Consider the following 24,817-nt stretch of genomic DNA (forward strand, 5'->3'; position numbering starts at 1 on the left):
CAATTATTTGTTTTAGATTTTAGTTTATAAGCAGGATATTTTATGAACATTTTCTCCAAAGGGCTGGATAAATTTTCCGGTCTCTTAAAAATCATCGGTGCCGCCGCTTTGACAGTCATGATGCTGCTGACGGTTGTTGATGTAATTGGTCGTTTTTTCAAGCATCCTATTTTCGGCTCTGTTGAGCTTGTCGGTTTTCTGGCAACCATTGTGGTTGCAACGGCTTTGCCATATACATATAAAGTTGATGGTCACGTCGGCGTGGAAATACTTGTACGTCTGATGTCTAAAAAAAAGCAGATTGTTCTCGAACTTGTAACCCGTACGTTGACTTTTATATTATTCTGCCTGATCACCTGGCAGATGTTTCTGTATGCAATGGATATACATGAGACAGGCGAAGTTTCCATGAACCTTGAATTTCCCATCTATTACATTGTATACCTGCTCGCTTTTGGTTTGTTGATCTTCACTGTTACCATAATAGAGTCTATTTTTCAAAACATTAAAAAATTGAGAGAATTAAAAACAAAATGAGTCCAACTATTATTGGTATAATCGGTATTGTCATCATGATCATCATGTTTCTGACAAAAATGCCAGTTGCTTTTGTCATGGCAATTGTCGGCTTTGTTGGATTCAGCGTCATGATCACACCGGATGCCGGCCTTGTTCTTTTATCGAGAAATGTGTATGAAGTTTTTGGGTCATACGATTTAACAACAATTCCTTTATTTATCCTCATGGGACAGCTTGGATTTAACTCGGGTATCAGCAAACGGCTGTATGATGCCGGTTATAAATTCATGGGAAGTATCCGGGGCGGACTTGCCATGGCCACAGTTTCCGCTTGTACGGCTTTTGGGGCAGTCTGCGGCTCCAGTCCGGCCACAGCAGCAACCATGGCTACGGTCGGTCTTCCTGAAATGAAACGCTATAATTATGATGATGAGTTGGCAACCGGTTCTGTGGCATCAGGTGGTGGTATAGGTATGATAATGCCCCCCAGTGTGGTTTTGATTATTTACGGTATTTTGACAGAGCAATCCATTGGTGCGTTATTTGTGGCTGGAATTTTTCCTGCATTGCTTGTCACCTTGCTGTTTATTGTCTCCATTTATATCCGCTGCAGGATGAATCCGGAACAAGGTCCTGCCGGTGAAAAATTCACATGGATTGAAAAACTCAAGGCTTTGATGGGTCTTGGTGAAACACTGGTCATATTTGTCCTTGTGATCGGGGGCATCTTTATCGGTCTTTTTACTCCGACAGAAGCAGCTGCCATTGGTGCTTTCGGCGTTCTTGTCGTTGCCATGATCAGAAAACAGATCACCTGGGCCGGATTTGTAAAATCCCTGCTGGAAACCTTGAGAACTTCATGTATGGTACTTATGCTCATCGCCGGTGCGGTGATTTTTGGAAAATTTCTTGCTGTTACAAGAATCCCTTTTGAAATCGCAGGATGGGTCAGTGAACTCCAAATGTCCCCCTTCCTGGTGATGGGCGTTATCATCGGGATTTATTTTATCGGCGGATGTTTCATGGACGCTCTGGCATTTGTTACACTAACCGTGCCCATTTTTTTCCCTGTAGTCATGGAACTTGGCTATGATCCCATATGGTTTGGTATCATTATTGTTATGGTGACGGAAATGGGAGTGATGACACCTCCTGTGGGGATTAATGTTTATGTGGTTTACGGGGTGGCAAGAAATGTACTGGAACAGGAAATTCCCTTGGAAAAAATATTCAAGGGGATCGTCCCTTTCCTTATTGCCGTTATTGTGGGCGTCATCATCATGATGATTTTTCCGATCATTATCCTTTATTTGCCTAATCTCATGTATTGACACAGAGTATAAAAGGCGAAAATTTATTACTTTCAGGCTTTTCTCCTATTCTTCAATCCCTCCATTTATATCAAATGGAGGGATTTTTTATCTGAAAAGTTTCGGATCAATATCAAACCGTTTCATGATCTGCTGCAAAGCCTGGCGGTCCATGCGGCAGTGTTTGGCAGCCCGGGTGATATTGCCTTTGCTCATGGAAAGCCTTGCCCCTATATAATCGTGATTAAATTCCCTTAAAATTTTCTCTTTTGCTTCCTTATAGGACAAGGATGCCAGGCTATTGTTGTCAAGCCCCGGAAGATTTTTTGTTGTTTGAGCCAAATCTTTTATGGGGATATCGCAAATGAGCAGGGTATCGTTCTTTGAATACAAAATGCCCTGGACAAGGATATTTTCAAGCTCTCGTACATTTCCGGGCCAAGGTTGTTTCATCAGCAGATCCATAACCTCGCTGGAAATTTTTTTCAATTTTTTTTTCATTTTTTTGCAATGTTTTGCCACAAGGTGTTCACAAATTAACGGGATATCGGTGATCCTGTCTCTTAGGGGCGGCAATTCAATGGGAAGTACATTTAACCGGTAAAAAAAATCCTGTCTGAATTCATTGTCAGCCATTTTCTGTTTCAGGTTCCTGTTGGTGGAGGCAATGATCCTGATATCCACTTTTTTGACCTTTGTACTGCCAAGGGGTTTGATCTCTTTTTCCTGAAGCACCCTGAGCAGTTTTGTCTGGATGGAAGGCCCGATATCCCCGATTTCGTCCAGAAAAATCGTTCCCTTGTCGGCTTCCTGAAAAAGCCCTTCCTTGTCTCTGGTGGCATTGGTAAATGCGCCTTTTTTATATCCGAACAACTCACTTTCCAAAATATGTTCGGGAATGGTCGGGCAATTCACCGGGATAAAGGGTTTGTCTTTTCGAGGACTCAAAGCATGGATGGATCTGGCTGTTAAATCTTTTCCAGTTCCTGATTCCCCTGTGATCAATACAGTGACATCACTTGCTGCAATCAGGTTGATTTGATCAAACACCCGCTGCATGGGTTCGCTTTTTCCGATCAATTCAAATGGATCTGTTGCCTTTTCTTTTAACAGCCGCTTGTTTTCTTTTAACAACAGACTTCTTTCAAGGGCTTTTTGGATTTTGAAAATTATTTCGTCCTGTTCAAAAGGCTTGGGAATAAAGTCATAGGCCCCTTTTTTGATCGCTTTTACAGCCGACTCGATATTGCCGAATGCAGTGAGCATGACCACGGTCAGATCAGGGTAATGGGTTTTAATATGTTCGAGCAGTTCAAATCCGCCCATGCCCGGCATCCTGATATCGCAGATAACCAGGTCAAAAACTTCCTGTTCCAGGATGGACAGGGCCATTTTTGCTGAAAACGCCCTGGAAACCCTGCAATCAATTTCCGGTTCAAGGGTTCGCTGCAAAAGCCTTGTCATATCCTGTTCATCATCAACTGCAAGTATAAGTGCCGTCATTTTTATCCTGCCTTTTTTTTGCCTGTATCCCGGATCTGTCGGCGGGAAGGCTGATGGTAAAAACCGTTCCTTTGCCTTTGCTGCTTTTTACACGGATATCACCCTGGTGCCGTTTGATAATTCCATATCCAACAGAAAGGCCGAGTCCCGTCCCCTGTCCAACCGGCTTGGTGGTGAAAAACGGATCAAAAATTCTGGATAAATTTTCTTTTTCAATCCCCTTGCCATTATCCTTTACCATGATAAGGATTTTGTTTCCTTCTGTTTTCTGAGTGGCAATATCAATTCTGCCTTTCTTGTCAACTGCATGACAGGCGTTGATGACAAGGTTCACCATCACCTGTGAAAGCTCCTGGTCATTGCCGATAATATTGAGCCTGTCACCTGTGTGCGGATTTAATGTCATTTCAATATTTCTGAAATCAGAATGGTTGGATAAAAATTTTACCACCCCGTCCACCACCTTGTTGATATCAACAACACTCAATGTGGAAGGGCCTTTTCGTGAAAAAGATAGCAGATCCGATACAACGGTTTTGCAATTGTGTACATGCTTTTCTATGATTTTAAGATCTTCTTGATGCTCTGGTTCCTGTTTTAACAGCAATTGTGTATATCCCAGGATAATCCCCAGGGGGTTGTTGATCTCATGGGCCACACCGGCTGACAATTCACCTAAGGCTGCCAGCTTGTCTGCCTGGGCAATCTGCTGTTCCATCACTCTTTTTTCATTCACATTCTTGATGATAAAATGATAGGATTTTTCACATCCAAATGCGCCATAATCAACCCCGGCAGTCATCAGAACCAGCAGGGACGAGTTATCCGGTCTTAAAAATTCCGTTTCCTCGTTTAAAATATATTCTTTTGAATCAATCTTGCTGCTGATTTTTTCCCATTCAGACAAATCAGTGAAAAAACTGCCCACAGTCATCTTTTTTAGGATCATTTCATCCCAGCTGTATCCTGTCAGTTCTATGCCGGCCGGATTGATTTCCATGATTTTAAAGTCTTTGTCCGTTACCATGATGGTATCCAGAGATTGCTCAAATATTCTGCGGCACTTATGCTCGCTGCTGGTTAGCCGTTCGGTTCTTTCAATAACTTTATTTTCCAGAGTCTGGTTGAGATCCATAAGTTTTATGTGAGTGTCCTCAAGTTTTTTGCGGCTTGAATGAATTTTTTCGTTAATGTTCCAGCTCTGGTTGAAAAAAAGCGTGATCAGCCCCACCAGCATGAAAGACCCGGTGTTTACACTGCCGGAATAGGAGGTGATTGCTTGCCAGGCATCTGCATTGGATGTGAGAATGAGAAACTGTCTTAAAATATGGCCGAATGATCTGGATACGGCAAATACTGTAAAACCCGTACTGATCCACAACAGGTACAGAAAAACCGCATTGTCAGAGTCCATTTCCCGCAACCTTTTTGCCTTGTAAAGGCAGAGAAGCGCCACCACCACCATGGCCACAGACCCTATCACATCCACGGCCAGTATGGGAACAAACGAGATTATCATGATCTCTCCTTTTTGGCCATCTGCTGCTGATGTTCGCTGACAAGACTTGAAAGCCCTTTGTAAAAAAGGATCATGGCCGGTACGCACAGGAGATGATCCAGTTTTAAACCATAATAGAGCCATGCCAGGAGCGCTGAATTGTTTTGAGCCACCACTTTTATCCGGGTCAGGGAAAGGTTCTCTATTTTTACGGCATAAGCCTGGTTATCCAGGAAATGGGCGATAATGACATCAAGGTTCCAGACAATAAAAAAAAATGCTGAATACTGGATCAAGCGCCATCCCTTTTGTTTGTCCAGGCCTTTTCCTTTGATGGTGAAAATAAGGGTCACCATGGAAAAAAGAAAAAAAAGGTGCCCTGCCTGGTGGGTGATGATTCCTTCCGAATTGATATGAAGCTGTGTGGCATATAGGTTTGTGGGCAGCAGGATAAAGTATGCTGCCACAAGTATTGTCAAAAGTTTGAACATAGGTCCGGGGGGGTGCGGGATTTTGTTAACCATTGCGTTTTTTAAACACCTTTTTAAGAATGGCCAAGAGGATAAATGCAAGGAGCAGGCATATAACGAACCAGAACAAAGAGCTGACATTCACCTGAAACGAGGCACCAAACCAAAAGGTAAATATCCATTCATTTCCAAACCGGGTTAAAAGGGTTTGGGGTGTGTAAATTTTCGTCACATAGGCTGCCGTCAATAATATTGGAAGAACAGTTGAGATCAGGTTCTTTAAAAGACCTTCAAAAAAATAATCATAATAGGCCTTGTTTAATTGTGCCTGGTCGATATTTTTTGCCAGAGCTTTTGCTTTTTCCCTGTCCGGATGTTTCATTGCCTCTTCTCTTACTTCCTTCCAGTGGGAAAAATCTTCTTTGAGCCTCACATATCTTTTGGTCACATAAACTCGTGCTATTATTCGTGTGATGCAGACGACAACAAAGGCAATAAAAAATATCACAAATCCCGGACCCAGAATCTCAAGGGGGGATAAAATGGTATCGAAAAATACCACTGCCCCGCTTAAAAAAGCTTCAATGGGAACCCATACCCTGTCTAAAAAATCGTCCATAAAAATTCTCCTAAGGATCTAAAAAGACAAACAATTTTATTCAGGTTGTAAATTTTACGATCCTAACATAAAACCCGTGGCTGATTCCATATTATAGAGATTCAGCACACGGGTTTCAAGGTTCATTACCCCTTATATATGAAAGCCCTGGCAAATCCGGTATTGACTTTCAGGTTTTGTTGCGGGCAAACTTGAGCAAATGCCGTGTCTGCACGTGGCAATCATATCCAGATTTCAATCTTAAAAAATCTGAAGAACAAGAAAAATAGTGTAATGGCCAGAACCACTTTTAAGGTCATTTCAGAGAACATTTTCTGTGCCCGGCTGCCCAGCATGCCACCGGCAAATCCGCCGATAATAATGGCAATGGCAAGAGTCATGTCCGGCAAATAGCCGGTCATCAAATAGCCGATGAACGAACCGATACTGGAAAAACAGGTGCCGATAAGGGAGATGGGAACCGCCACATACATGGGAAGCGCGCCCAGGGTGGTCATGGCGGGAACCAGGAGAAATCCCCCGCCGATCCCAAATGACCTGGATACCACACCAATGGCAACCCCCAGGATAGCGAAAAGCAGCGGGTTAATTCTGAACTCTTCACCCCAGAATTTAAACCTGTAATCCATAAGACCTGTTTTTATCGGTTCAATACTGCCCATTTCAGCGGAACGTCCTTCTGCTTTGGCAGCAGCGATCTCTTTGTTGAATTTCTGGGTCATGGCCTTGATGTTTTTTCTTTTGTTCATGGCCTTGGGTGTCATTTCCATAAGGGTTTTGATGCCCATGATAACCACCAGGACAGCCAGCCATTCTTTATAGGCTTGCATGGGAAGAACCGCAGACACATATTTGCCCAGCCAGATGGAACCGATAAAAATTCCCACGCCAAAGGAGAGTCCCACCGGCCATGCCACCCGTTTTTCAACCATTGCGTACCGCCAGAAAGATCCCAAGGGGGAAAACAGGGTAAGGGCCATGTTGGAGGGCTTTAACACATTGGCGGCATTGATGCCCACAGGTCCCATTGTGTTGACAACCAGTACCTGAAAAGCAGCCATTAGCATGCCGCCGGCTGCACCAATCATTGAAAAATAAGTGCCCACAAGAATAGCGCCGATGACGATCCACAAAGGATTCATATACCTGAAACCCTTGTTGAGCCAGTATCCGTTTTTTTCTATGGTATAATCGCCTAATTTGGCACTGTTCACATACACGTCAAATTTGGTGTTGGGAGGGGTATGCCTGAAGGATTTAAAAGAAACGGTAAATTCACCCGTGGTTTTATCCAGCTGAACAGAAGTGTCCTTGTCCCAGTAATTGCCGCTGGACTGGTCAGTGATAACGCTTCTTGAAAAAATAACCACCTTGCCTTTACGGTTGCCTTCTTTGACAATGGTATTGATACCATAGGCGTTTTCATTGGCCCACCTGAAAAAATTCCATTGTTTGTCCGTGGCGATTGGACCCATCATGGCACGGGCCGTGGCATCCACATCGTCAAAATTTTTTTTCAGGTAAAACATGGTGGTGCTGTAGATCCCGTTGCCTTTGCCCAGCAGGACAGAGGGACCGCCGAACTTTTTCTTGTCCACTTTGCCGAATTTTTCAGGTACATTTGTGATCAGATAATACAACGGCGAAATGGCCGTATCCATATCAAAGGCCCCTTTTTGGGTCTCTTTTTTAAATTTTTTGACTTCATGGACACCATTGGTGTCTTTTGGGGCAAACATCTCCTGCTGGGCAATGGCCAGGTACAGATCCTGACCGGGAGCGATTTTGCCTTTGATCTGAACCACATCTCCCGCCTTATACGAGGATGCAGATATGCCGGTTTGGGCATATGATACCTGGGCAGCAACAAGCAACACCATTGCCATCATAAAAAAATACATAAAAAGTTTCTTCATTTGACTCTCCTTTTTTTTAAACATGCACATAACATAAATTATAAATTAAAATATCTGACAGCCAGTTTTGCTCCCAGGTAACTTGTAATTCCCGATACTGCCATATAGATCAACAGATCATACACAGTCATTTTTTTATCCTTTCTCTTTCCGTAACAGCCCGGTTTGACATCAATTTTATACAGGATGGACACAGATGGTGATGTTCCTTTGTATCCGGGTGGTCAAGTGTGCTTTCTTCCACATGCCTGAGAAACCGGGTTGTGGCATAACGGTTTCCGCACCCCTCACATCTTTCCAGCGGAAGCCGGCCTATGGTCTCACCTTTTATGGAAACAGTTCTGACATTGTCCCGGTCCGTTACCTTGATGGTATTGGTCGGACAAAGATTGGCACAGGTGCCGCACCCGATGCAGCGTCCCGCCTCCGGCATCACACGGTTGCCGTTTTGGGTTTTTACCATTTTCAAGGCCCTGGCCTTTACAATCTCATTGCAGACCCTGATACAAAGCCTGCACCTGATACATCCGTCGGGCGGCGGGCTAACGGCAACTTCAAACGCCTGTGCAAGTTCCCTGATCCGGGCGGAATCCGGTGCCATCTGCAACAAGGCGTTAAAGGCTTTTTTCCGATGGGTCTTTACAAGCTGTGATTCGGTTTTTACAGACAGGTTTTCTTTGACTTTGAGAATGCACGACAGCATCACCACCTGCCTGCCGGAAGGAGATTTGACTTCAACGCCGCAAAGCTTACAGGACCCGGACGGTTTCAGGGCAGGGTGGTAACACAAATGGGGAATTTGAATCTGGTTTTCCTTGGCTGCCTGGAGAATGGTCTGGTTTTTTTTTGCCAAAATTTTTTTGCCGTCAATTGTAATGGCAATCATGGAGCTTTTATCAGTCATGAGCTGCATCCTGAAGATCTGAAATATAGTCTTTGAGATAGTGAAGCTCCTGGGTCAGAACACCGACATGTTTTTTCACCAGATCTTCCAGGCAGATCATTCCCTTGATCCGACCGTCTGACACCACAGGCAGATGGCGGATTTTAGCCTTGATCATCATTCCCATGGCATTGTCAATTGTGTCTTCAGGTTCAACCACAATCAGTTTGGATGTCATTACCTCTTTGATTTGAATAGTGCTGATATTCCTGTCCGGGAAAAGGATGTGGCACCGTACCAGGTCCCGTTCCGTGAAAATACCCTGGGATGCTGTTTTTGTCATTACCACCAGGGCGGATACACTATAGCCGGACATTAATTTCAGGGCCTGCTCAACTGTCTGGTCCTGATCTATGATATGAAAACAGCCGGCATTGTCTTTTAAAAGATTTTTTACCTTCATTGTTGTTTGTTCCTTTTCTGGGGAAGGCCTTCCTTACTTTTTCAGGGTTGCCCGATCAATCTCAAACAATCCTGGGGCAGCCGGTGGGTGCCTTTACCCTCAAGGCTGACCTCGATTAATGCATCAGGATCATTGATGGTATTATCCGGGTCAGTCACAAATCCGTGAATCCCGATAAAATCATCCATATAAGGTTCCCATGCCTCGTCTTCTGATTTTTTAAACACCTCGATTTTATTGCCTCGCTGGAACTGCATGATGTTTTCCTTTTTTTTATATGAAAGGACTTTTTGACCTGTTGTAGTCAGATCTCTTTTATTGTTTGCTGTGGCAGCTCAACCTGCATGGCAGTTATTTGGGTTTTGCCGGTCGTGTGGCCACATGATTTTTTGCACTCAATTTTCGCTGGCAAATATCGCATAAAAGTCCGTTAGCAGGTGCTTTGGTGATATTTCCTGTTTTTTGGGCTATAAACTGCATATAGGCTTTTGAAGGCAGAACAGCATGGCATTTTTCACAATATTGAATTTCTTGTTTGTTCAAAATAATGCCGCACAGCTTCAACAGCCGCTGCCCTTCTTTTTCTTCAATCACCATGGCCTTGTTTTCGCAGTTTGCCGCACAAGCCCCGCAGGTAATGCATCGTTCGGCAGTGGCCTTAAAATCTGTTTGTGACGGTTCGTCAAAATCCAGGTAGCCAAGCTGCAGGGCATCAATCCCCATCTTGTCACGGCAGATTTCCACACATTTGCCGCACCTGCGGCAGATATCGCACCGCAGGCAACGCCCTGCTTCCCGGCGGACACTTTCTTCATCATATCCCAGCTCTGCCTGTTGAAAAGTCGTTCGCCGCCGGTCCACGTTCAGCATGGCCATTTTTGGGCGTTTCAGTGTCATTTTCTGGTCGGCCGACATTTCAACAGGGGGCTCTATGGTATGCCTTACCGGAATTTTGGGCATCCTGGGCTGGGGAATATTGTTCAGATACCTGTCAATGGCATCGGCTGCCCTTCTGCCGCCCCCAATGGCTTCAATCACTGTGGCAGGCCCGGACACTGCGTCTCCGGCAGCAAACACACCCGGCATGGTGGTTTCCATACTGGCATGGTTCACCTCAATGGTTCCCCTCCGGGTCCAGTTTACCCGGTCAAAGGCTTCCATGCCATTATCATCCACATACTGGCCAATGGCAGGGATCACAGCATCTGCCCGGATGGTGAAATCCTTTCCCAGTATGGGCACCGGGGCCAGCCTGTCCGAGCCTTTTTTCTTGATCAGTTCGGCTTTAATACAGTCAAGCCCTGTGATCACGCCATTTTCCCCTTTGATCTCTTTTGGAATGGTGAGAAAAGAAAACTCGATTCCCTCCTCTTGCGCCTGTTCAACTTCTTCAATATCCGCAGGCATCTGGTTTCTGGATCGCCTGTAGGCAATTGTCACCTTTTGAGCCCCAAGCCTCAGGCTGGTTCTTGCAGCATCAATGGCCACATTTCCACCGCCGACAATCACCACATGTCTGCCAGGAGCATGGTGATTGCCAAGGGCCACGTCCTTTAAAAAGGTTACGGCATCCAGAACCTTTGGAAAGTCTTTTTCTCCTTTAATGTCCAGACTCCAGGATTTATGAGCGCCAATGGCAATAAAGAATGCGTCATAGCCTTCTTTTTTAAGGGCATCAAATGTGACATCCTTTCCAAACCGGGTGTTATAGGAAATCTGGACCCCAAGCTCCTCAATCATTGCCACTTCCCTGTCAATCACCTCCCTTGGCAGACGGTATCTTGGAATGCCCACCATGAGCATGCCGCCAGGAAAAGGAAGAGCCTCAATAACCCTGACCTTGTATCCCATGAGAGCAAGATAGTAGGCGGCTGAAAGACCGCCCGGGCCGGCACCTACCACACAGACTTGCTTGCCGTTATCCGGTTTTTTTTCAGGGTTTTTATATGCCCGGTCCGACATGGCTCTTTCTGCTGCAAAGGCTTTGAGAAATTTAATGGAGATGGGCGTGTCAATCCTGGCACGCACGCACATCATTTCACAGGGCCGGGTACAAACAAGGCCGCACACCCAGGGGAAAGGGTTGTCCCGCCGGATCACTTCAATGGCCTTTGCATCCTTTCCCCGGGCGATCAGTGCAAGGTAGGTGGGCACATCAATTCCGGCCGGACAGGCCATCTGGCAGGGTGATGGTGCCAGCTTGCCGCAGTCGTGGGACGGGCAGTTTCTTGAGTCAATATGGCTTTGAAAGATCTCCCTGTGTTCCTTCAGGATGTTTTTCAGAGTTTTTCCGGTTTCATGGTTGGGCAAAGGGCTGTTCTCATAAAAATATTCTTTGACAAGAGAATCAATGGCAGACAGGTGATCCAAACTGCCGGCACCCTCTGCAATCTCTTCGGTCAACTGCAGAATCTGTTCGGAGATTCTCCTTCCCCTGGGATCTGTTAAAACTCCTGAACCGATCTGTTCAGAAATATAGATAATGGTTTGTCGAACCGGACAGGTTTTTTCCGCCATTTTTACTCCTTTACCACTTAAAAACTGCTGTTTTCAAGGGATGCCACAGATGCCGCATGCCGTTCCCGGCGGATCTGGGTCATATCTTCCACGTTACCGAATTTCAGGCAGCCTGTGGTGCAGGTGGTTACACAGGCGGGTTTTAATCCCTGATCAATTCTGTCTTTGCAATAATCGCATTTTTCAACTTTTCCCGTTTCCGGGTTCCACTGGGGAGCCCCCCATGGACAGGCCGATACACAGGTTTTGCAGCCCACGCACAGCTCTTTGTCAATAAAAACAATACCGTCACCGGGTCTTTTCTGCATGGCCCCGGTGGGACAGGCAGAGACACACCATGGATTTTCACAGTGAAAACAGGGCATGAAAATAAAGGACATTTTCGGCAGCCCTCCGATAAATTTGGGGCCCACCTGGATGATCTGGCAGAGTTTGGGCCCTTTGGGAAGATTCTTATTGGACTTGCACTGGATTTCACAGGCATGGCATCCAATACATTTTTTAATGTCCTGGAACAGATAATATTTACTCATTCAACGCCTCCAATCTTGGTTGGGTCTGCTGTGGATTTTTTGTTGATTTTTGTTTGTCAGACTTTGTTTGTCAGACATGTGTTCTTAACCTTTTTGTATGCTAAAGCGGGGTGACCGATACAAAGGTATCGTGATAGGCCGGGCTTCCCCCGATCTTGTCATAAACGTTTTCCTGGATCAAAGCATCTGAAAGCCCTTTGTTAAAGGATCGTTTTGCCCGTCCTGCCTGATGCCCGTATCCATGGAGCATGAAAACGCTTTCCGGATGGATCAGGTCTGTGACAAAAGCTTTGATCTGTCCTTTTCCACAAGCTGACGTCACTTCAACCACGTCTTTGTCTTTTATGCCCAGTTCATTTGCCTTGCCTGTATTGATCCACAGAACATTTTCACTTTCCAGCTCATTCAAGTAGGGCACATTCTGTGTGGATACATGAGTGTGAAGGGCGGATCGTCCCACTACAAGACGAAACTTTCCGGCTTCAGGTGCGGGTACGGGTTCGTATTCTGGGAAAGATTCAAACCCGGCATTTTCCAGCAGGGATGATTTGAATTCGATTTTTCCGGAAGGTGTTTTAAAGGGAATATTGTTTTTGTCCCAGAAAATCTGGTCAGCCCCATAGGCGACAAAGCCCTTTTTCTTGAAATCTTCTCGTGTAAAACCGGTTCCTTCAAGCTGCCAGTCCACAAGTTCGTCCATGCTTTCGTAGGGAAAATAATCACCGATCCCCAGTTTTTGAGCAATCCTTTTTAATATCATGGCACCGTCCATGGTGTCGTATCTGGGCTCGACTGCTTTTTCCCTCATATACATCTGGGGTTTAAGGCCGTTCATCTGCTGGATGCAGTCGGTTCTTTCAAGGTATGTGGATTCCGGCAGAATCACATCTGAATACCATGCAATATCCGAGTAATTGATATCAATGGTCACGATCAGCTCCAGCTTGTCCAGTGCCCGCCGGGTCTGGGTTGTGTCGGCAATGGACATGAGCGGGTCCATGCGGTAGGCAATCAGTCCTTTGATGGGGTAGGGATCTTCATTCAATACAGCATGGGGAAAGATCTGGGCAACCCCGTGATTGGGATCAGGCAGAGGAAAGTCCGGGGTTCCGACCTTGTCAAATCTGGGTACGTCAATTTTGGGAAATTCCTGGGCGGTTAATTTTCTGGCAGCTTTGCCGCCAACTTCGCCCGGCCCCTTTTTAAAGAAGATGCCGCCTTTGGCTTCCACGCTTCCCATGAGGGCGTTGAGCATCAGTATTGAGCGGCGCATATAAATTTCATTGGTATGGCTGGCTCCACGATATCCATAATGAAAAATCACCGAAGGCTTGTCTTTGCTGATTTGCCTTGCCAATCCAACAATTTCGTCAGCATTGATTCCGGTTTCCTTTTGCGCCCATTCAGGAGTATACTCTTCAACAAATTCCTGGAGATCACTGAGTCCATGAACCCATTTGGACACAAATTCCGCGTCATAGAGCCTTTCTTTTAAAATGGTATGAATCAATGCATAGTTCAGGGCAAGATCGGTTCCCGGCCGGATCATCCAGTATCTGTGGGCCTTGGAAGCGGTTATATTCACTCTCGGGTCGATGTAGGTCAGCTTTGCACCGTTTTCCAATGCTTTCATCAGGCCGTTGACCTCTTTTAAAGCAATGGACTCAAAAATATTTCTGCCATAAAGGACAATGTTTTTTGTATTCCCGTAATTGATGCCGATCTGGCCGTCATTGTATCCGAAAAGAGACCGGCAGGCTGTATTGACAGATCCCTTGCACAGGGCGTCATGGGTGAAATGGTTGGGGGATTTTAACGCTTTTAAAAAGGTCTTGCTGACATGGGTGGCCAGCTGGGTTCTTTCGCAAAGGGCAAGGCTGTGGCCGCCGTTTTCATCTGTGATCTCCTTGATCCGTGTGGCCACATAGTCAATCGCCTCATCCCAGGACGCCTTTCTCCAGTTGCCTGAGCCCCGTTCACCGACCCTGATGAGCGGGGACTGCACTCTCTGGTCATCATAGAGCATGGATTTGCCGGCAGACCCTCTTGGGCAGAGACTGCCTTCAATGCCGGCAACATGCTGATTTCCTTCGATCCAGTCTACATGCCCGTCTTTGACCTTCACCCTTATGGGACACCTGACGGAACACATGAAACACAAACTGAAAACTTCTTTATCCATAATTGATTGCCTCCTTATAGCAAGCTTTTATTCTGCAATATGTGACTAATTTGTATTGCCAGAAGCGTGCCGGTTTCTTTTGATTTGAGATAAAATCAGCAGCAATACAGGATAACTATTTGAAATTTTATGAGATATGACTATGAAATTTAATTGAATAATTATGAGGCAAGCCATTTTGGATATTATTTCAAGGAGTCAGATTGTTTATCATGGTTTTTTTTAACACCGGAAAACGATGGATTGATAAAGATCTTATATGTTAAAGCATTCAACTGCCATAAAAATTAAGCGCAATGAAAATATTGCACTGCATTTTTTTTATTGCACCAGTTGATAAAAAGACATCGTTTTATCTGCTATAGCTTGCAAATGAGATATTCCCAGGAAAAGTATCAAGTAAGTTGAGTGTAAAAAAAATATTGTTCTGATTCTGCAATTGGGTTAAATATCTTGTATGAAAAAATATTTTTTTATCATAATAATTTTGTTCTTGTCTCTTTTTTCCGCCGGTTGTGAAAATACAGATTTTTCAGTTGTAACGGATGCTGGAATTGATGCCATAAAAGCTGTTACATTAAGTGATGAAAATGTAAAAAAAATTGCTTTAAAAGCTTCCAGGCAGTCAGATATAAAGCATAAAATCGCTCCGTTATCCAATTTATACGGAAAAAGGCTTTATAATCTCATCGGTACAAAATATTCTTCGAACGGATATGATTTTAATTTTAAAGTTTATCTGTCTCCTGTGGTAAACGCCTTTGCCATGGCAGATGGAACAATTAGAATTTATAGCGGTTTAATGGATATGCTCAATGACGAGGAATTGCTTTTTGTGCTTGGCCATGAAATGGGCCATGTCGTTGAAAAACACATTAAAAAGAAAATTCGACTTGCCTATGCAGGACGGGCCATTCGAAAAGGCATTGCTTCCCAGGAAAACATTGCGGGAGATATAGCAAGGTCAAGCTTTGGTGGCCTAATTGAACTCCTTATAAATGCTCAGTTTTCTCAGCAGGAAGAAAGAGAAGCTGATGATTTTGGAATTGCATATCTTCAGGAAAAAGGTCTTAACCTTCAAAGTGCGGTATCAGCATTAAAAAAAATTGCAACCCTTGGCAATAAGCATTCTTTTTTATCAAGTCATCCTGCACCGGAAGTAAGGGCCAAAAGACTTCAAAACCAAATTGACAATCCAGAAAAAACCGGTGATCCTTCTCTTGTTGAACAAATTATTTCCAGATTGAAAGAGTGGAAAAATATTTTAAACTAAATTTTCTGTTCTCGCTTTATTTTCGTTTCATAAGGTGCTGGAGCAATGGATACCCCCGGAATCCTTTTTCTGAAAACAAGAGTGCCGGTTTGTATATCTCTTTGTATGGTAGATTACCGAATTTTGAATGCAGGTGCAGGGTATCCACTCCGGCCATAAACCCCTGAATCAGAACTGTTTCCCCTCCTTTTTCAGAGATTGTCAGCGGTTGATCTTTGGCAAGGGGGGAACGGTATCCTGCATTCATTGAATATACCTTTCGGGTTTTACTGTCATAATAGACACAGGACATGATTCCAGCAAAACTGTTCCAGCTTTCGCCGGATAGTACAATTTGAGCCATTGCTGTGGCAAGAGCTGCATCTGCTTCAGAACCACCCTGTTCAAGGATATGCTTTCCTGCCCTTATTGCCGGAGCTTCGCTGGTTCACAGGAAGCTTGATTGTAAACCTTGCCCCCTTGGCTAAAGATTCATTGACCGATATTGACCCCCTGTGCCACAGGGCAATCCTTTTTGCAATGGCAAGGCCCAGACCATATCCGCCTGATTTTCTGTTCCTGCTTTGGTCAAGCCTGAAAAAGGGTTCAAAAATTTTATCCCTTGCATTTTCCGGGATTCCAGGACCATCGTCATCAACGTGTATGCTGCAGATTTTTTTTCCCGGCTCAAAAATAATATCTATATTATTGCCAGCATATTTTGCGGCATTTCTGATAAGATTTCTCACAGCCCAGCCAAGGTATACAGGCTCAAACCTTGTGATAAATCTGTCCATTTTGTATTTGATTTGAAACCTGATTTTTTTTTCAGATATATTATTTTTTTCAGTATCAATAATAGTTTTCAGCCAGAAAACCATCTCATGTTTTGAAAGTCCTCCGGATGTTTCAGGCTCTCTTTCAAATTTGGCATAGGCCAGCATTTCATCCACAAGGGATTCTATCTCTTCAACATCCTTACCTATCTCATTGATATAATTTTTGCCGCCATGGCCAGGTATCAGGGAATCAAGGAGCATTTCCAGGCTGAACTTGATCCTTGCCAGGGGTGTTCTGATCTCATGGGACACACTATTACCCAGCTCTTTTTGTGATTCAAGAAGCTTCTGAGTCTTTTTGGCCATATTATTAAAGGCGACAGCTATCTGTGTCATTGAGGAAACTTTCGAGACTTTCACCCTTGCCTTGTGATTCCCTGCAGAAAATTGAGTTGCTGTCTTTTCTATTTTCTTAATATCCCTGTGCAGAAAAAAAGCCCAGACCAGGGCAGGAAGAATAAGGGCCACAACGGCAAGGCTCCAGAAAATGATCATCACCTTTAATTCCAGCTCATCACCGGGATAGGGGCCTTCCATTGCCTGGGCCCGAAAAGACCCAGACCCCACAAGGCGCTGAACCAGCATATCCTTGTCTGGTCTATATATTGTCTCAGCCTCAATAATAAGGCCTTTTAAAAAAGCCTCTTTCTCGTTATCTTCAATTTTAAGTTCATCAATTCTGTAAATAGCCAGGTGATATCCAAACCGTGGCCTTAGCTTTTTAATTTCCAAATCCTGGGCATCTTCATCCAGACCGGCAAGCCTCTCACCAATCAGAAAAAAGGTTCCCCTTGCAAGATCAGCATTTGCTTTTATTGTTTCTTCTTCAAAAATTTCATCCATTATCGGACTGACCACATAAAAAACCCCAAAAAGGCCAACAACCAAAAAGACATAAATTGTAATAAATAATCGTTTCATGGGGCAGGCTTATAGTCCCAGGCATCATCAACAAAGAGATAACCGCTTCCCCAAACAGTCTTTATCCTGAAGGGATGTTCCGGGTTGTCTTTTAGTTTTTTTCTAAGTCGAGATATGGCAACATCCATTGAACGGTCTATACCATCATATTCTATACCTTTGACAGATTGATATAAAAACTCCCTGTCCAGAACTTTGCCTGATTTCAGTGCCAAGAGACATAAAAGGTCAAACTCTGTGGTGGAAAGCTCAATTACTTTATGGGCCAGTTTTACACTCCTGGATGCCGGGTTAATCTCCAGGGAACCAAATTGAAGCTTTTTCTCAATAGAGTTTTTAGATTCCATGGGTACATGGCTGGATCTCCGAAACAAGGCCCTTATCCTTGCAAGCAGAACCCTCGGTTCCACAGGTTTTTTTACATAATCATCAGCACCCAGTTCCAGACCTGCCACCTGGTCCATGTCATCTTCCTTGGCAGTAAGAATGAGAATAGGGCCCTGATAATTTGCCCTGACATCCCTACAGATTGATAAACCATCCTTTCCCGGAAGCATGAGATCAAGGATAACCAGATCCGGATCTTCACCCAGAATTCGATCCCCAGCCAGAGCCCCGTGGTGTTCCAAAAGGATTTCATAACCCTGCTTTTCCAGATATTCCCTGACAAGCCGGGATAATCTCAAGTCATCTTCCACAAGCAGAATTGTTTTTTTTATCTCTTCCATATGTTCAGTTTTGTTTTTATTTAATGATTTTAATTTCAAACAGAAGAATACCACATCATATTTTTATAAACCAATGAAAAAATGTTTCAAATTGTAATTGTTTCCTTTGATTTTCTGTTACAAATTTTAACGTTTTTCAACACAATTTCAACAGATTTTCATTTTCATACAATGTATTCTCAGTAAAAAATATTTCTGAATTTTCACCATTTTAAGGAAGGGTTAAGATAAAAATAAAAATTGTTAAAGGAGAGATAAAAATGTTCAGAATATACGCCGTTATGTTGGCGTGTTTAATGATATTGTTAACCCAGGGGTGTGCCTCCTTGTTTGACAGATCTTTTAAACCCATGTTCCCCGACCTTCCGGATAAACTGGTCCTGGCGCCTGACAAAAATTCAGATCTTAAGATCACGTCCACACTTCTGGATATATTGGATGACCCAAGTGCAACAGCGCTTGTGGATGAGGCCGTGAAGAACAATTACAGTCTAAAGGCTACGGCATTACGCCTCAGGTCTTCAGGCTTGCTTCTTTCAAGAACCAATGCAGACAGACTGCCTAAGGTGGATGCAGGGTACAATGCATCCCGAAATAAATTTGCAGATGATTTAAATTCTTTGTCCAGCCATAAGGTGTCCCTCTCTGTTAGCTGGGAACTGGACCTTTGGGGGAAACTTGCCGACCGTCACATGGCGCAGGAAAAAAAATATCAATCTGAAAAGTTCGATTACGGAAGAGCGCTGGACTCGCTGGCAGCCAGGGTACTCCAGGGCTATTTTAATGTCAAAGCAAACAAACTTAAGCTGGATATCCAAAAAGAACGGGTGAAAATTTATCAAAGCATTGAAACAACTATTATAAATAAATACCAGGCAGGTCTTGGAACCCTTGATGATATTTCCACGGCAAAGACAAAAACAGGTGTTGCCCAATCAGGTGTGGCAACAGCCATGGATGAGCATGCCAGTGCTGTCAGAGACCTGGAAGTCCTTTTGGGCAGGTATCCGGGAACTAAACTGGATTTTACCGGAGATTTGCCGAATATCGGGTTTTCTGCGCCTGCAGCACCGGCTGCCATCCTTGCAAACCGACCTGATGTTCAGGCAGCCCTGTCAAGGTATGATGCCGCAAATTTTTCTTCTATTGCAAGCCAAAAAGACATGCTCCCGGGAATCACGCTTTCTGCAGAGATGTTCAAGCAGACCCCTCAATTTACTTCATTGGATTCAACAGGGTCTTCCCGGTGGATTGTGGGGAATCTCCTGTACCCCTTATTTAATGCTGGAAAATTAAAAAACGAGGCCGAGGCGGCCGGCATAGAAGCCGATGCTGCTGCCATGGATGTGGCTTATACAATTATTACGGCAATGAAAGAAGCAGAGAATGTTTTTGCGAAATCAAAATACCTGAAAATGAGGTTGTTCCATCTGGAAAATGCTGTCAAACATGCAAAGCAGAGCAGTCTGTATTATGAGACGTGCTATAAAAAAGGGCTTGCAGATATTATCGCCCTTCATACGGCCAGGGAGCAGGAACTCAATTTGATGTCGGACATTATCGATGTAAAAGCATCCAGGATTTTTAACCGTGTGGATATGGCTTTGACCCTGGGTGTAACAATTTTTTGAAAAAGGTAAATCATATGAAGATTTCCAATAGATTAAAAAAATGGCTGGTGTTTGGAGTTACCACTGTGATCTGCACAGGAATAGTTGTGACCTTGTATTCAATGGAACCGGATAATCAAGTGGAGTTAAAAGAGGCAGCTGCATTGAAAAATGTGACGATTCAAGAAATCCTGCCAGGGATTCATCAGCCATGGATAAAAGTATATGGGGAAGCTGCGTCCAAATGGTCCACCACATTACGTTCACAGGTGAACGGACCGATTGTTCATATTAATGAAAATCTGCAACCGGGAAAGCATATCAAAGCAGGTGAAATTATTTTAGAAATTGATACGGTTGAGTATCAGGCAAATCTTGCAATAGCCCAGCTTGAACTGGAAAATGCCCGGGTAAATTTATTGAAAACCCAGCGTCAGGCAGACCAGGCCATGCTGGATTGGAAGCGATCCGGATTTGGCGATACTCCCTCATCCAGTCTTGTTTTTTATGAGCCGCAATTGGCGGCTGCCAAAGCACAGGTTGTCTCTGCTAAAAAAACATTAAAAAAAGCAAAAAAAGATCTGGAATATACAAGAATCACGTCTCCCTATTCAGGGCTTGTGGTTGAACGGTTTGCAGATAAAGGGGAAACGCTGTTTTCTGGGGACTCCATCGTAAAGATAGAGAGCGCAGAAGATATTGAAATCCGGGTGAACCTGGGTATTGACCAGGTAAGACGCATTGGTGACTGGCAAAATGCACAGGTTAAAATTTTTGATCCCACCGGCAAGGCTCAATGGATTGGAAAAATTGTCAGAAGCAGTGGCATACTGGATACAAAAACCCGCCTCCAGGGATTTTACATCGTCCCTGCAAAAAAATCATCCGGGATTTTACCCGGTATGTTTGTCACAGCCTCCATTTGTGGAAAAAAACAAGAGAATCTGCTGGCTTTGCCAGAGTCATCCCTGACCCGGGATGGATATATCTGGTACACGGATGATAATGACCTGCTGAGAAATATAAAAGCGGCCGTAACATTTTATGAGCAGGGACGGGTCTATATAAAAAATACGGGTCATTTTGATCATATCCGGGTGGTTGTTTCTCCGATTCAAGCCTATATATCCGGAACAAAGGTGAACCCGGTACTGGAAGGAGAAAGTTAAAATGAGCGGAATATCAGCATGGTTTACAAAAAACCCGGTGGCAGCAAACCTTCTGGCGCTGCTGGTGATTGTCGGGGGAGTTTTTTCCCTCATGGGGCTGAGGATTGAAGGTTTTCCTAAAATTCCGTCCAGTTATATTTCCATTGATATTGCTTACCCGCAGTCGAGTTCGGAGCAGGTGGACTCGGGGATCACTCAAAAGGTTGAAAAATTTCTGGAAGGATTGGCAGGGGTTAAAAAGATCAGCTCATATTCCAGTGAAGGGGCAGCTAAGATATTGGTTCAAAAAGAGACAGGCTATAATATGATCCGCCTGCTCAATGATGTAAAAACAAAAGTTGAAGCAATTGATAATTTCCCGGATAAATCATCAAAACCGGTAATCAGTGTAGATGAATTTAAAGATTTTGTCCTGATTGTTCAAGTCTATGGGGATGTATCCGAACAAACCCTGCAGCAGTCAGCCCGGTTTCTGGAAAAAGAATTGCAGTCTGATCCGAAAATATCCAAAATTGAATCATTTGGAAAAAAGAGCAGGGAGATGCGGATTGAACTGGATGCACAAATGCTTAAGGCATACAAAATTTCCATTGGTCAGGTTGCTGCCATTGTTGCCAGGGATAATGCAGAGCAAGGGTATGGCCTGCTCAAAAACGATACAAACCGGATTATTATCCGGTCTGATGTAAAAATAGAGCATTATGACCAGTTGATGAATCTGCCGATTATCACAAGCTCTGATGGTGCCAAAATATATTTAAAAGATGTGGCACGGGTGATTGAAGACTATGAAGACAGTGATACAAAGGCACTCTACCAGAATCAAAACTCGGTTGGAATCGTTCTTTACAGCAGCAATAAAGGGCATATGCTTGAGGTGAGCAAGGCAGCTTATAAAGTGGTGGAAAACCTTAAAAAACAAGTTCCGGATGAAATTCATATCGATATTTGGGCAGACTTCAGCACTTACATGAAAGACCGGCTCATCCTTTTACAGTCTAATGCCTGGCAGGGACTTTTGATTGTGTTTGCTATCTTGGCTGTATTTTTAAATTTCAAGCTGGCCTTCTGGGTGGCCATGGGAATTCCTTTTTCCATAGCGGGTGTTCTGGCCTTGATGGGAGAATCATTTTTAAATTACTCCTTAAATGATATTACCACCTTTGGCATGATCATTGTTTTAGGAATCCTTGTTGACGATGCAGTGGTCGTGGGAGAAAGCATTTTTGAAGAACGCAAGAAAAACCTGGACAGGATAGAGGGAACGATAAAAGGGGTACACAAGGTGGCAGTGGCCACCATATTTGGTGTGCTGACCACGATAGCTGCATTTTATCCGCTGATGCTGATTAAAAATGATTTTGGCAAGATTTTGGCCAGTTTTTCCGTGGTGGTTTGTGTGGCGCTTATATTTTCTTTGGTTGAAAGCAAACTGGTGTTGCCTGCCCACCTGGCATCAATTTCCATTACCCCTGAAAAACCTGAAAATATCTTTTTAAAAGGGTTTTATAAGGTTCAGGAATCTGCTTCCAACGTTCTTGTTTTTTTAAATCAGCAAGTTTATACACCGTTGCTGGTTGCAACCTTAAAACACCGGTATTCAGTTCTAATTATTTTTATCAGCCTGGCAATGGCGGGTGGGTGGCTGCTGAAAATGAATTATGTACGAACTGTTTTTTTTCCTGAAATTCCAGGTGATGTGATCAGTGTCAATGTAACAATGGAATCGGGCGGTTCATCTAAAATGACATATGAAAATGCCGACGCCATTGATGCAGCCGCAGCAGCCATTAACCGGGAATTAATGGAGAAACACGGCACAAATGAACCGCCGATCAGAAAGATTATGACCGCTGTAACAGGCAGCCAAGGTATTGAAATTTATGCAGAGCTTCAACCTCAGGCCATGCGGGTGGTTAACACCTTGTCGCTGTTAAAAATGTGGCGTTCTCGAACCAGCAATCTTGAAGGCGTACAAACTATAGAATTCAGAGGCAATGCCGAAACCGGCGGTGGGTTTGTATTGAAGGCAGAATCCCATAATATTGTTTCACTCAGGCAGGCGATAAAAAAACTTAAGGCAGGGCTCAAGGAAATGCAAGGGGTTCATGACTTAAGGGATGATTTTAAATCCAGTGAGCCGGAACTCAGGCTGAACTTGAAAAATGAGGCCAGACATCTGGGGGTGACACCGGAAGATCTGGCTTCCCAGATTGGTATGGCATATGGGGGATTTGAGATTGATAAATTCCAGAAAGACAATGATGAAATCAAACTTCGCATAATCTATAAAAAAGATCAGCGTAAATATATTCATCAATTACTAGAAACTAGAATTTCATTGGCTGATGGATCTTTAATTCCTTTGACTCAAGTGGCAAATATAGAATCACGTTTTTCATCAGGATTTATCCATCGAATTAACGGGAAACGGGTGGCTGAAGTTGAGGCAGCTATAGATAAAAGGATTGTCAGTGCGTCAGAAGTATTTGACGCACTCAAACAAAAGGTTATTCCTGCAATTGAACGCACTTTTCCGGATGTGAAAATTTTGGCAGGTGGCGAATTAGAGCAGGAGGGAGAGGTTAAGGGTGGTCTTGTAAAGGCCTTAATCATGATCATGCTTTTGATCTATGCCTTGCTGGCGGTTCCACTTAAATCCTATTGGAAACCTGTTGTTATAATGTCGGTTATTCCATTCGGATTCACAGGTGCTGTGGTGGGACATTTGATTGCAGGGGTTCCTTTAAGTATTCTTTCTTTTTTCGGCATGTTGGCCCTATCTGGAATTATTGTTAACGACAGCCTGGTGATGCTGACTCGGTTCAATGATATAATGGCCCAAGGAAAAACAGTGAACAAAGCATTAACAACAGCCGGGTCAAGCCGGTTTCGAGCAATTTTTTTAACCACGGCCACCACGGTTTGTGGTCTGATGCCTTTGCTGTTTGAAACATCGGAGCAGGCCCAGTACCTGATTCCGGCGGTTGTTTCTCTTGCTTATGGAGAATTGTTTGCAACCTTTATCACTCTTTTGCTGGTCCCTTTGCTAATGAATATTGCCTATGATATCCGGGAGGTGTTTGCGTCAAACCAGTCGGCTCAATATGTATGTTAACGCTAACTTACATTCCGGCGGGTGAGCTACACCCAAAGCGAAAGCTTTTGGGCTTCCTGCTTTGCAGAGGATTGCTTGATATATTGAAAGGTATCAAGACTTACATCCTCTCCACAGCAATAAAAATAAGTTTCCATAAGGCTAAACAATTTGGCAGGGACAGTTTCTTTTTATAAAAAAACCTGTTCATAAGTCATTTGATCAAACTTGACGCATAAACAAAGCGCTATTCAAGTTTACTCATTTCCTGCCCCATCTTTTCCATCGCAGCTTGTACTTTGCCGTCCATCATATATGTAACCATTTTCATCATAGCCTCTGGAATTTTTGCAGAAGCAGCTTCGAGTCGCTTGATGTCCGCTTCCATCCATTCAGGCATTTTACCCTGTTTGTATTCCGGGTAGTTTTTTTCAAATTCCTTGAGTTCAGGAATAAGTTTTTTCATGCCTTCTGTATAATTTTCAATGGCCGCAACCATGTCGTCAGCATTTTTAGCACTGACAAGTCCATTTACATAGTCTTCAGTAACATTGGCCTGGTTTTTTATGATTGATTTGGCATCATTGTTGGCATTTGAACTGCAGCCTAAAACAAGAAAAGCAGTTAACAATACAGTAGCAAGAATTCCATGAATGCGTGTCATCGGTATATCTCCTTTGTTTGTAAAGATTTGCTGATTAATCTACATAGTGACGGAACTGTAAGATATCAGATTCATGGATATGAAAATACTGGAAGGTATGTGGCCTGTCAATTTAAAAATTGAC

21 protein-coding genes are annotated in these 24,817 nt (G+C 43.8%); 6 read left to right on the top strand and 15 right to left on the bottom strand.

From position 1 onward, the window contains the following. Positions 1-42 precede the first annotated feature (42 nt). Positions 43-537, top strand: a complete 495-nt coding sequence (locus TOL2_RS02130; RefSeq protein WP_014955913.1) for a TRAP transporter small permease — start codon at positions 43-45, stop codon at positions 535-537. Continuing rightward, positions 534-1,850, top strand: a complete 1,317-nt coding sequence (locus TOL2_RS02135) for a TRAP transporter large permease (RefSeq protein ID WP_014955914.1) — start codon at positions 534-536, stop codon at positions 1,848-1,850. The genes TOL2_RS02130 and TOL2_RS02135 overlap by 4 nt, the downstream gene beginning before the upstream one ends. Before the next feature lie 87 nt (positions 1,851-1,937). Here TOL2_RS02135 and TOL2_RS02140 read toward each other — a convergent pair whose 3' ends face one another. The 11 genes from TOL2_RS02140 to TOL2_RS02190 all read right to left on the bottom strand — a co-directional run bounded on the left by TOL2_RS02140 (position 1,938) and on the right by TOL2_RS02190 (position 14,413). Continuing rightward, positions 1,938-3,332 carry a sigma-54-dependent transcriptional regulator gene (locus tag TOL2_RS02140; protein WP_014955915.1) on the bottom strand — a complete coding sequence of 465 codons (1,395 nt, stop codon included), beginning with the start codon at positions 3,330-3,332 and terminating at the stop codon, positions 1,938-1,940. Then, entirely contained in the window at positions 3,307-4,851 is a 1,545-nt protein-coding gene (locus TOL2_RS02145) for a two-component system sensor histidine kinase NtrB (RefSeq protein WP_014955916.1), read from the bottom strand. The genes TOL2_RS02140 and TOL2_RS02145 overlap by 26 nt, the downstream gene beginning before the upstream one ends. After that, complete coding sequence (locus TOL2_RS02150) at positions 4,848-5,354, bottom strand: hypothetical protein (protein ID WP_014955917.1); 507 nt, start codon at positions 5,352-5,354, stop codon at positions 4,848-4,850. Before TOL2_RS02150 ends, TOL2_RS02145 begins: the two co-directional genes overlap by 4 nt. Beyond that, positions 5,347-5,919 (bottom strand): EMC3/TMCO1 family protein, encoded by a 573-nt coding sequence (locus TOL2_RS02155; protein ID WP_014955918.1) that lies wholly within the window; start codon positions 5,917-5,919, stop codon positions 5,347-5,349. The genes TOL2_RS02150 and TOL2_RS02155 overlap by 8 nt, the downstream gene beginning before the upstream one ends. 221 nt (positions 5,920-6,140) lie before the next feature. Continuing rightward, positions 6,141-7,835, bottom strand: coding sequence for a sulfite exporter TauE/SafE family protein (locus TOL2_RS02160; RefSeq protein ID WP_014955919.1), 1,695 nt, complete (start codon positions 7,833-7,835; stop codon positions 6,141-6,143). A gap of 127 nt (positions 7,836-7,962) precedes the next feature. Further along, complete coding sequence (locus TOL2_RS02165) at positions 7,963-8,739, bottom strand: 2Fe-2S iron-sulfur cluster-binding protein (protein WP_014955920.1); 777 nt, start codon at positions 8,737-8,739, stop codon at positions 7,963-7,965. Beyond that, positions 8,732-9,181, bottom strand: coding sequence for a CBS domain-containing protein (locus TOL2_RS02170; RefSeq protein WP_014955921.1), 450 nt, complete (start codon positions 9,179-9,181; stop codon positions 8,732-8,734). The genes TOL2_RS02165 and TOL2_RS02170 overlap by 8 nt, the downstream gene beginning before the upstream one ends. A 41-nt stretch (positions 9,182-9,222) precedes the next feature. Next, a complete protein-coding gene (locus TOL2_RS02175) occupies positions 9,223-9,438 on the bottom strand; it encodes a peptidase associated/transthyretin-like domain-containing protein (protein ID WP_014955922.1) in 216 nt (71 codons plus the stop codon). A gap of 94 nt (positions 9,439-9,532) precedes the next feature. Beyond that, positions 9,533-11,698, bottom strand: coding sequence for an NAD(P)-binding protein (locus TOL2_RS02180; RefSeq protein WP_014955923.1), 2,166 nt, complete (start codon positions 11,696-11,698; stop codon positions 9,533-9,535). Between the two features lie 17 nt (positions 11,699-11,715). After that, positions 11,716-12,231 carry a 4Fe-4S dicluster domain-containing protein gene (locus tag TOL2_RS02185; RefSeq protein ID WP_014955924.1) on the bottom strand — a complete coding sequence of 172 codons (516 nt, stop codon included), beginning with the start codon at positions 12,229-12,231 and terminating at the stop codon, positions 11,716-11,718. Between the two features lie 100 nt (positions 12,232-12,331). After that, positions 12,332-14,413, bottom strand: coding sequence for a molybdopterin-dependent oxidoreductase (locus tag TOL2_RS02190; protein ID WP_014955925.1), 2,082 nt, complete (start codon positions 14,411-14,413; stop codon positions 12,332-12,334). Between the two features lie 457 nt (positions 14,414-14,870). Between TOL2_RS02190 and TOL2_RS02195 the strand changes: the two genes are divergently transcribed. After that, complete coding sequence (locus TOL2_RS02195) at positions 14,871-15,686, top strand: M48 family metallopeptidase (protein ID WP_014955926.1); 816 nt, start codon at positions 14,871-14,873, stop codon at positions 15,684-15,686. Positions 15,687-15,702: 16 nt separating this feature from the next. On the opposite strand, the gene TOL2_RS02200 is transcribed toward TOL2_RS02195, so the two are convergent. The 3 genes from TOL2_RS02200 to TOL2_RS02210 are packed head-to-tail and all read right to left on the bottom strand — an operon-like array spanning position 15,703 to position 18,192. After that, positions 15,703-16,029, bottom strand: a complete 327-nt coding sequence (locus TOL2_RS02200) for a gamma-glutamyltransferase (protein WP_041279205.1) — start codon at positions 16,027-16,029, stop codon at positions 15,703-15,705. A 40-nt stretch (positions 16,030-16,069) separates the two neighbouring features. After that, a complete protein-coding gene (locus TOL2_RS02205; protein WP_014955927.1) occupies positions 16,070-17,425 on the bottom strand; it encodes an ATP-binding protein in 1,356 nt (451 codons plus the stop codon). Continuing rightward, positions 17,422-18,192, bottom strand: a complete 771-nt coding sequence (locus tag TOL2_RS02210; RefSeq protein WP_269764188.1) for a response regulator — start codon at positions 18,190-18,192, stop codon at positions 17,422-17,424. The genes TOL2_RS02205 and TOL2_RS02210 overlap by 4 nt, the downstream gene beginning before the upstream one ends. 221 nt (positions 18,193-18,413) lie before the next feature. On the opposite strand from TOL2_RS02210, the gene TOL2_RS02215 reads away from it, so the two are divergent. Genes TOL2_RS02215 through TOL2_RS02225 form a run of 3 tightly spaced genes read left to right on the top strand, consistent with a single transcriptional unit; the run spans position 18,414 to position 24,050 of the window. Next, positions 18,414-19,784, top strand: a complete 1,371-nt coding sequence (locus tag TOL2_RS02215) for a TolC family protein (protein ID WP_014955929.1) — start codon at positions 18,414-18,416, stop codon at positions 19,782-19,784. A gap of 14 nt (positions 19,785-19,798) precedes the next feature. Next, entirely contained in the window at positions 19,799-20,932 is a 1,134-nt protein-coding gene (locus TOL2_RS02220; protein WP_014955930.1) for an efflux RND transporter periplasmic adaptor subunit, read from the top strand. Position 20,933: 1 nt separating this feature from the next. Then, complete coding sequence (locus tag TOL2_RS02225) at positions 20,934-24,050, top strand: efflux RND transporter permease subunit (protein WP_014955931.1); 3,117 nt, start codon at positions 20,934-20,936, stop codon at positions 24,048-24,050. 226 nt (positions 24,051-24,276) lie between these two features. Here the strand turns inward: TOL2_RS02225 and TOL2_RS02235 are convergent, their stop codons facing one another. Then, on the bottom strand, positions 24,277-24,693 hold the full coding sequence (locus tag TOL2_RS02235; RefSeq protein ID WP_014955932.1) for a hypothetical protein: 417 nt from the start codon (positions 24,691-24,693) through the stop codon (positions 24,277-24,279). Positions 24,694-24,817: the final 124 nt, after the last annotated feature.

This window comes from Desulfobacula toluolica Tol2 (assembly GCF_000307105.1).
In the GTDB taxonomy this organism is placed as follows: domain Bacteria; phylum Desulfobacterota; class Desulfobacteria; order Desulfobacterales; family Desulfobacteraceae; genus Desulfobacula; species Desulfobacula toluolica.

What these genes read in the sequence shown, in the direction of transcription:
- TOL2_RS02130 (WP_014955913.1), top strand. Translation starts at nt 43, where the DNA reads ATGAACATTTTCTCCAAAGGGCTGGATAAATTTTCCGGTCTCTTAAAA.
- TOL2_RS02135 (WP_014955914.1), top strand. Translation starts at nt 534, where the DNA reads ATGAGTCCAACTATTATTGGTATAATCGGTATTGTCATCATGATCATC.
- TOL2_RS02140 (WP_014955915.1), bottom strand. Translation starts at nt 3,332, where the DNA reads ATGACGGCACTTATACTTGCAGTTGATGATGAACAGGATATGACAAGG.
- TOL2_RS02145 (WP_014955916.1), bottom strand. Translation starts at nt 4,851, where the DNA reads ATGATAATCTCGTTTGTTCCCATACTGGCCGTGGATGTGATAGGGTCT.
- TOL2_RS02150 (WP_014955917.1), bottom strand. Translation starts at nt 5,354, where the DNA reads ATGGTTAACAAAATCCCGCACCCCCCCGGACCTATGTTCAAACTTTTG.
- TOL2_RS02155 (WP_014955918.1), bottom strand. Translation starts at nt 5,919, where the DNA reads ATGGACGATTTTTTAGACAGGGTATGGGTTCCCATTGAAGCTTTTTTA.
- TOL2_RS02160 (WP_014955919.1), bottom strand. Translation starts at nt 7,835, where the DNA reads ATGAAGAAACTTTTTATGTATTTTTTTATGATGGCAATGGTGTTGCTT.
- TOL2_RS02165 (WP_014955920.1), bottom strand. Translation starts at nt 8,739, where the DNA reads ATGACTGATAAAAGCTCCATGATTGCCATTACAATTGACGGCAAAAAA.
- TOL2_RS02170 (WP_014955921.1), bottom strand. Translation starts at nt 9,181, where the DNA reads ATGAAGGTAAAAAATCTTTTAAAAGACAATGCCGGCTGTTTTCATATC.
- TOL2_RS02175 (WP_014955922.1), bottom strand. Translation starts at nt 9,438, where the DNA reads ATGCAGTTCCAGCGAGGCAATAAAATCGAGGTGTTTAAAAAATCAGAA.
- TOL2_RS02180 (WP_014955923.1), bottom strand. Translation starts at nt 11,698, where the DNA reads ATGGCGGAAAAAACCTGTCCGGTTCGACAAACCATTATCTATATTTCT.
- TOL2_RS02185 (WP_014955924.1), bottom strand. Translation starts at nt 12,231, where the DNA reads ATGAGTAAATATTATCTGTTCCAGGACATTAAAAAATGTATTGGATGC.
- TOL2_RS02190 (WP_014955925.1), bottom strand. Translation starts at nt 14,413, where the DNA reads ATGGATAAAGAAGTTTTCAGTTTGTGTTTCATGTGTTCCGTCAGGTGT.
- TOL2_RS02195 (WP_014955926.1), top strand. Translation starts at nt 14,871, where the DNA reads ATGAAAAAATATTTTTTTATCATAATAATTTTGTTCTTGTCTCTTTTT.
- TOL2_RS02200 (WP_041279205.1), bottom strand. Translation starts at nt 16,029, where the DNA reads ATGGCTCAAATTGTACTATCCGGCGAAAGCTGGAACAGTTTTGCTGGA.
- TOL2_RS02205 (WP_014955927.1), bottom strand. Translation starts at nt 17,425, where the DNA reads ATGAAACGATTATTTATTACAATTTATGTCTTTTTGGTTGTTGGCCTT.
- TOL2_RS02215 (WP_014955929.1), top strand. Translation starts at nt 18,414, where the DNA reads ATGTTCAGAATATACGCCGTTATGTTGGCGTGTTTAATGATATTGTTA.
- TOL2_RS02220 (WP_014955930.1), top strand. Translation starts at nt 19,799, where the DNA reads ATGAAGATTTCCAATAGATTAAAAAAATGGCTGGTGTTTGGAGTTACC.
- TOL2_RS02225 (WP_014955931.1), top strand. Translation starts at nt 20,934, where the DNA reads ATGAGCGGAATATCAGCATGGTTTACAAAAAACCCGGTGGCAGCAAAC.
- TOL2_RS02235 (WP_014955932.1), bottom strand. Translation starts at nt 24,693, where the DNA reads ATGACACGCATTCATGGAATTCTTGCTACTGTATTGTTAACTGCTTTT.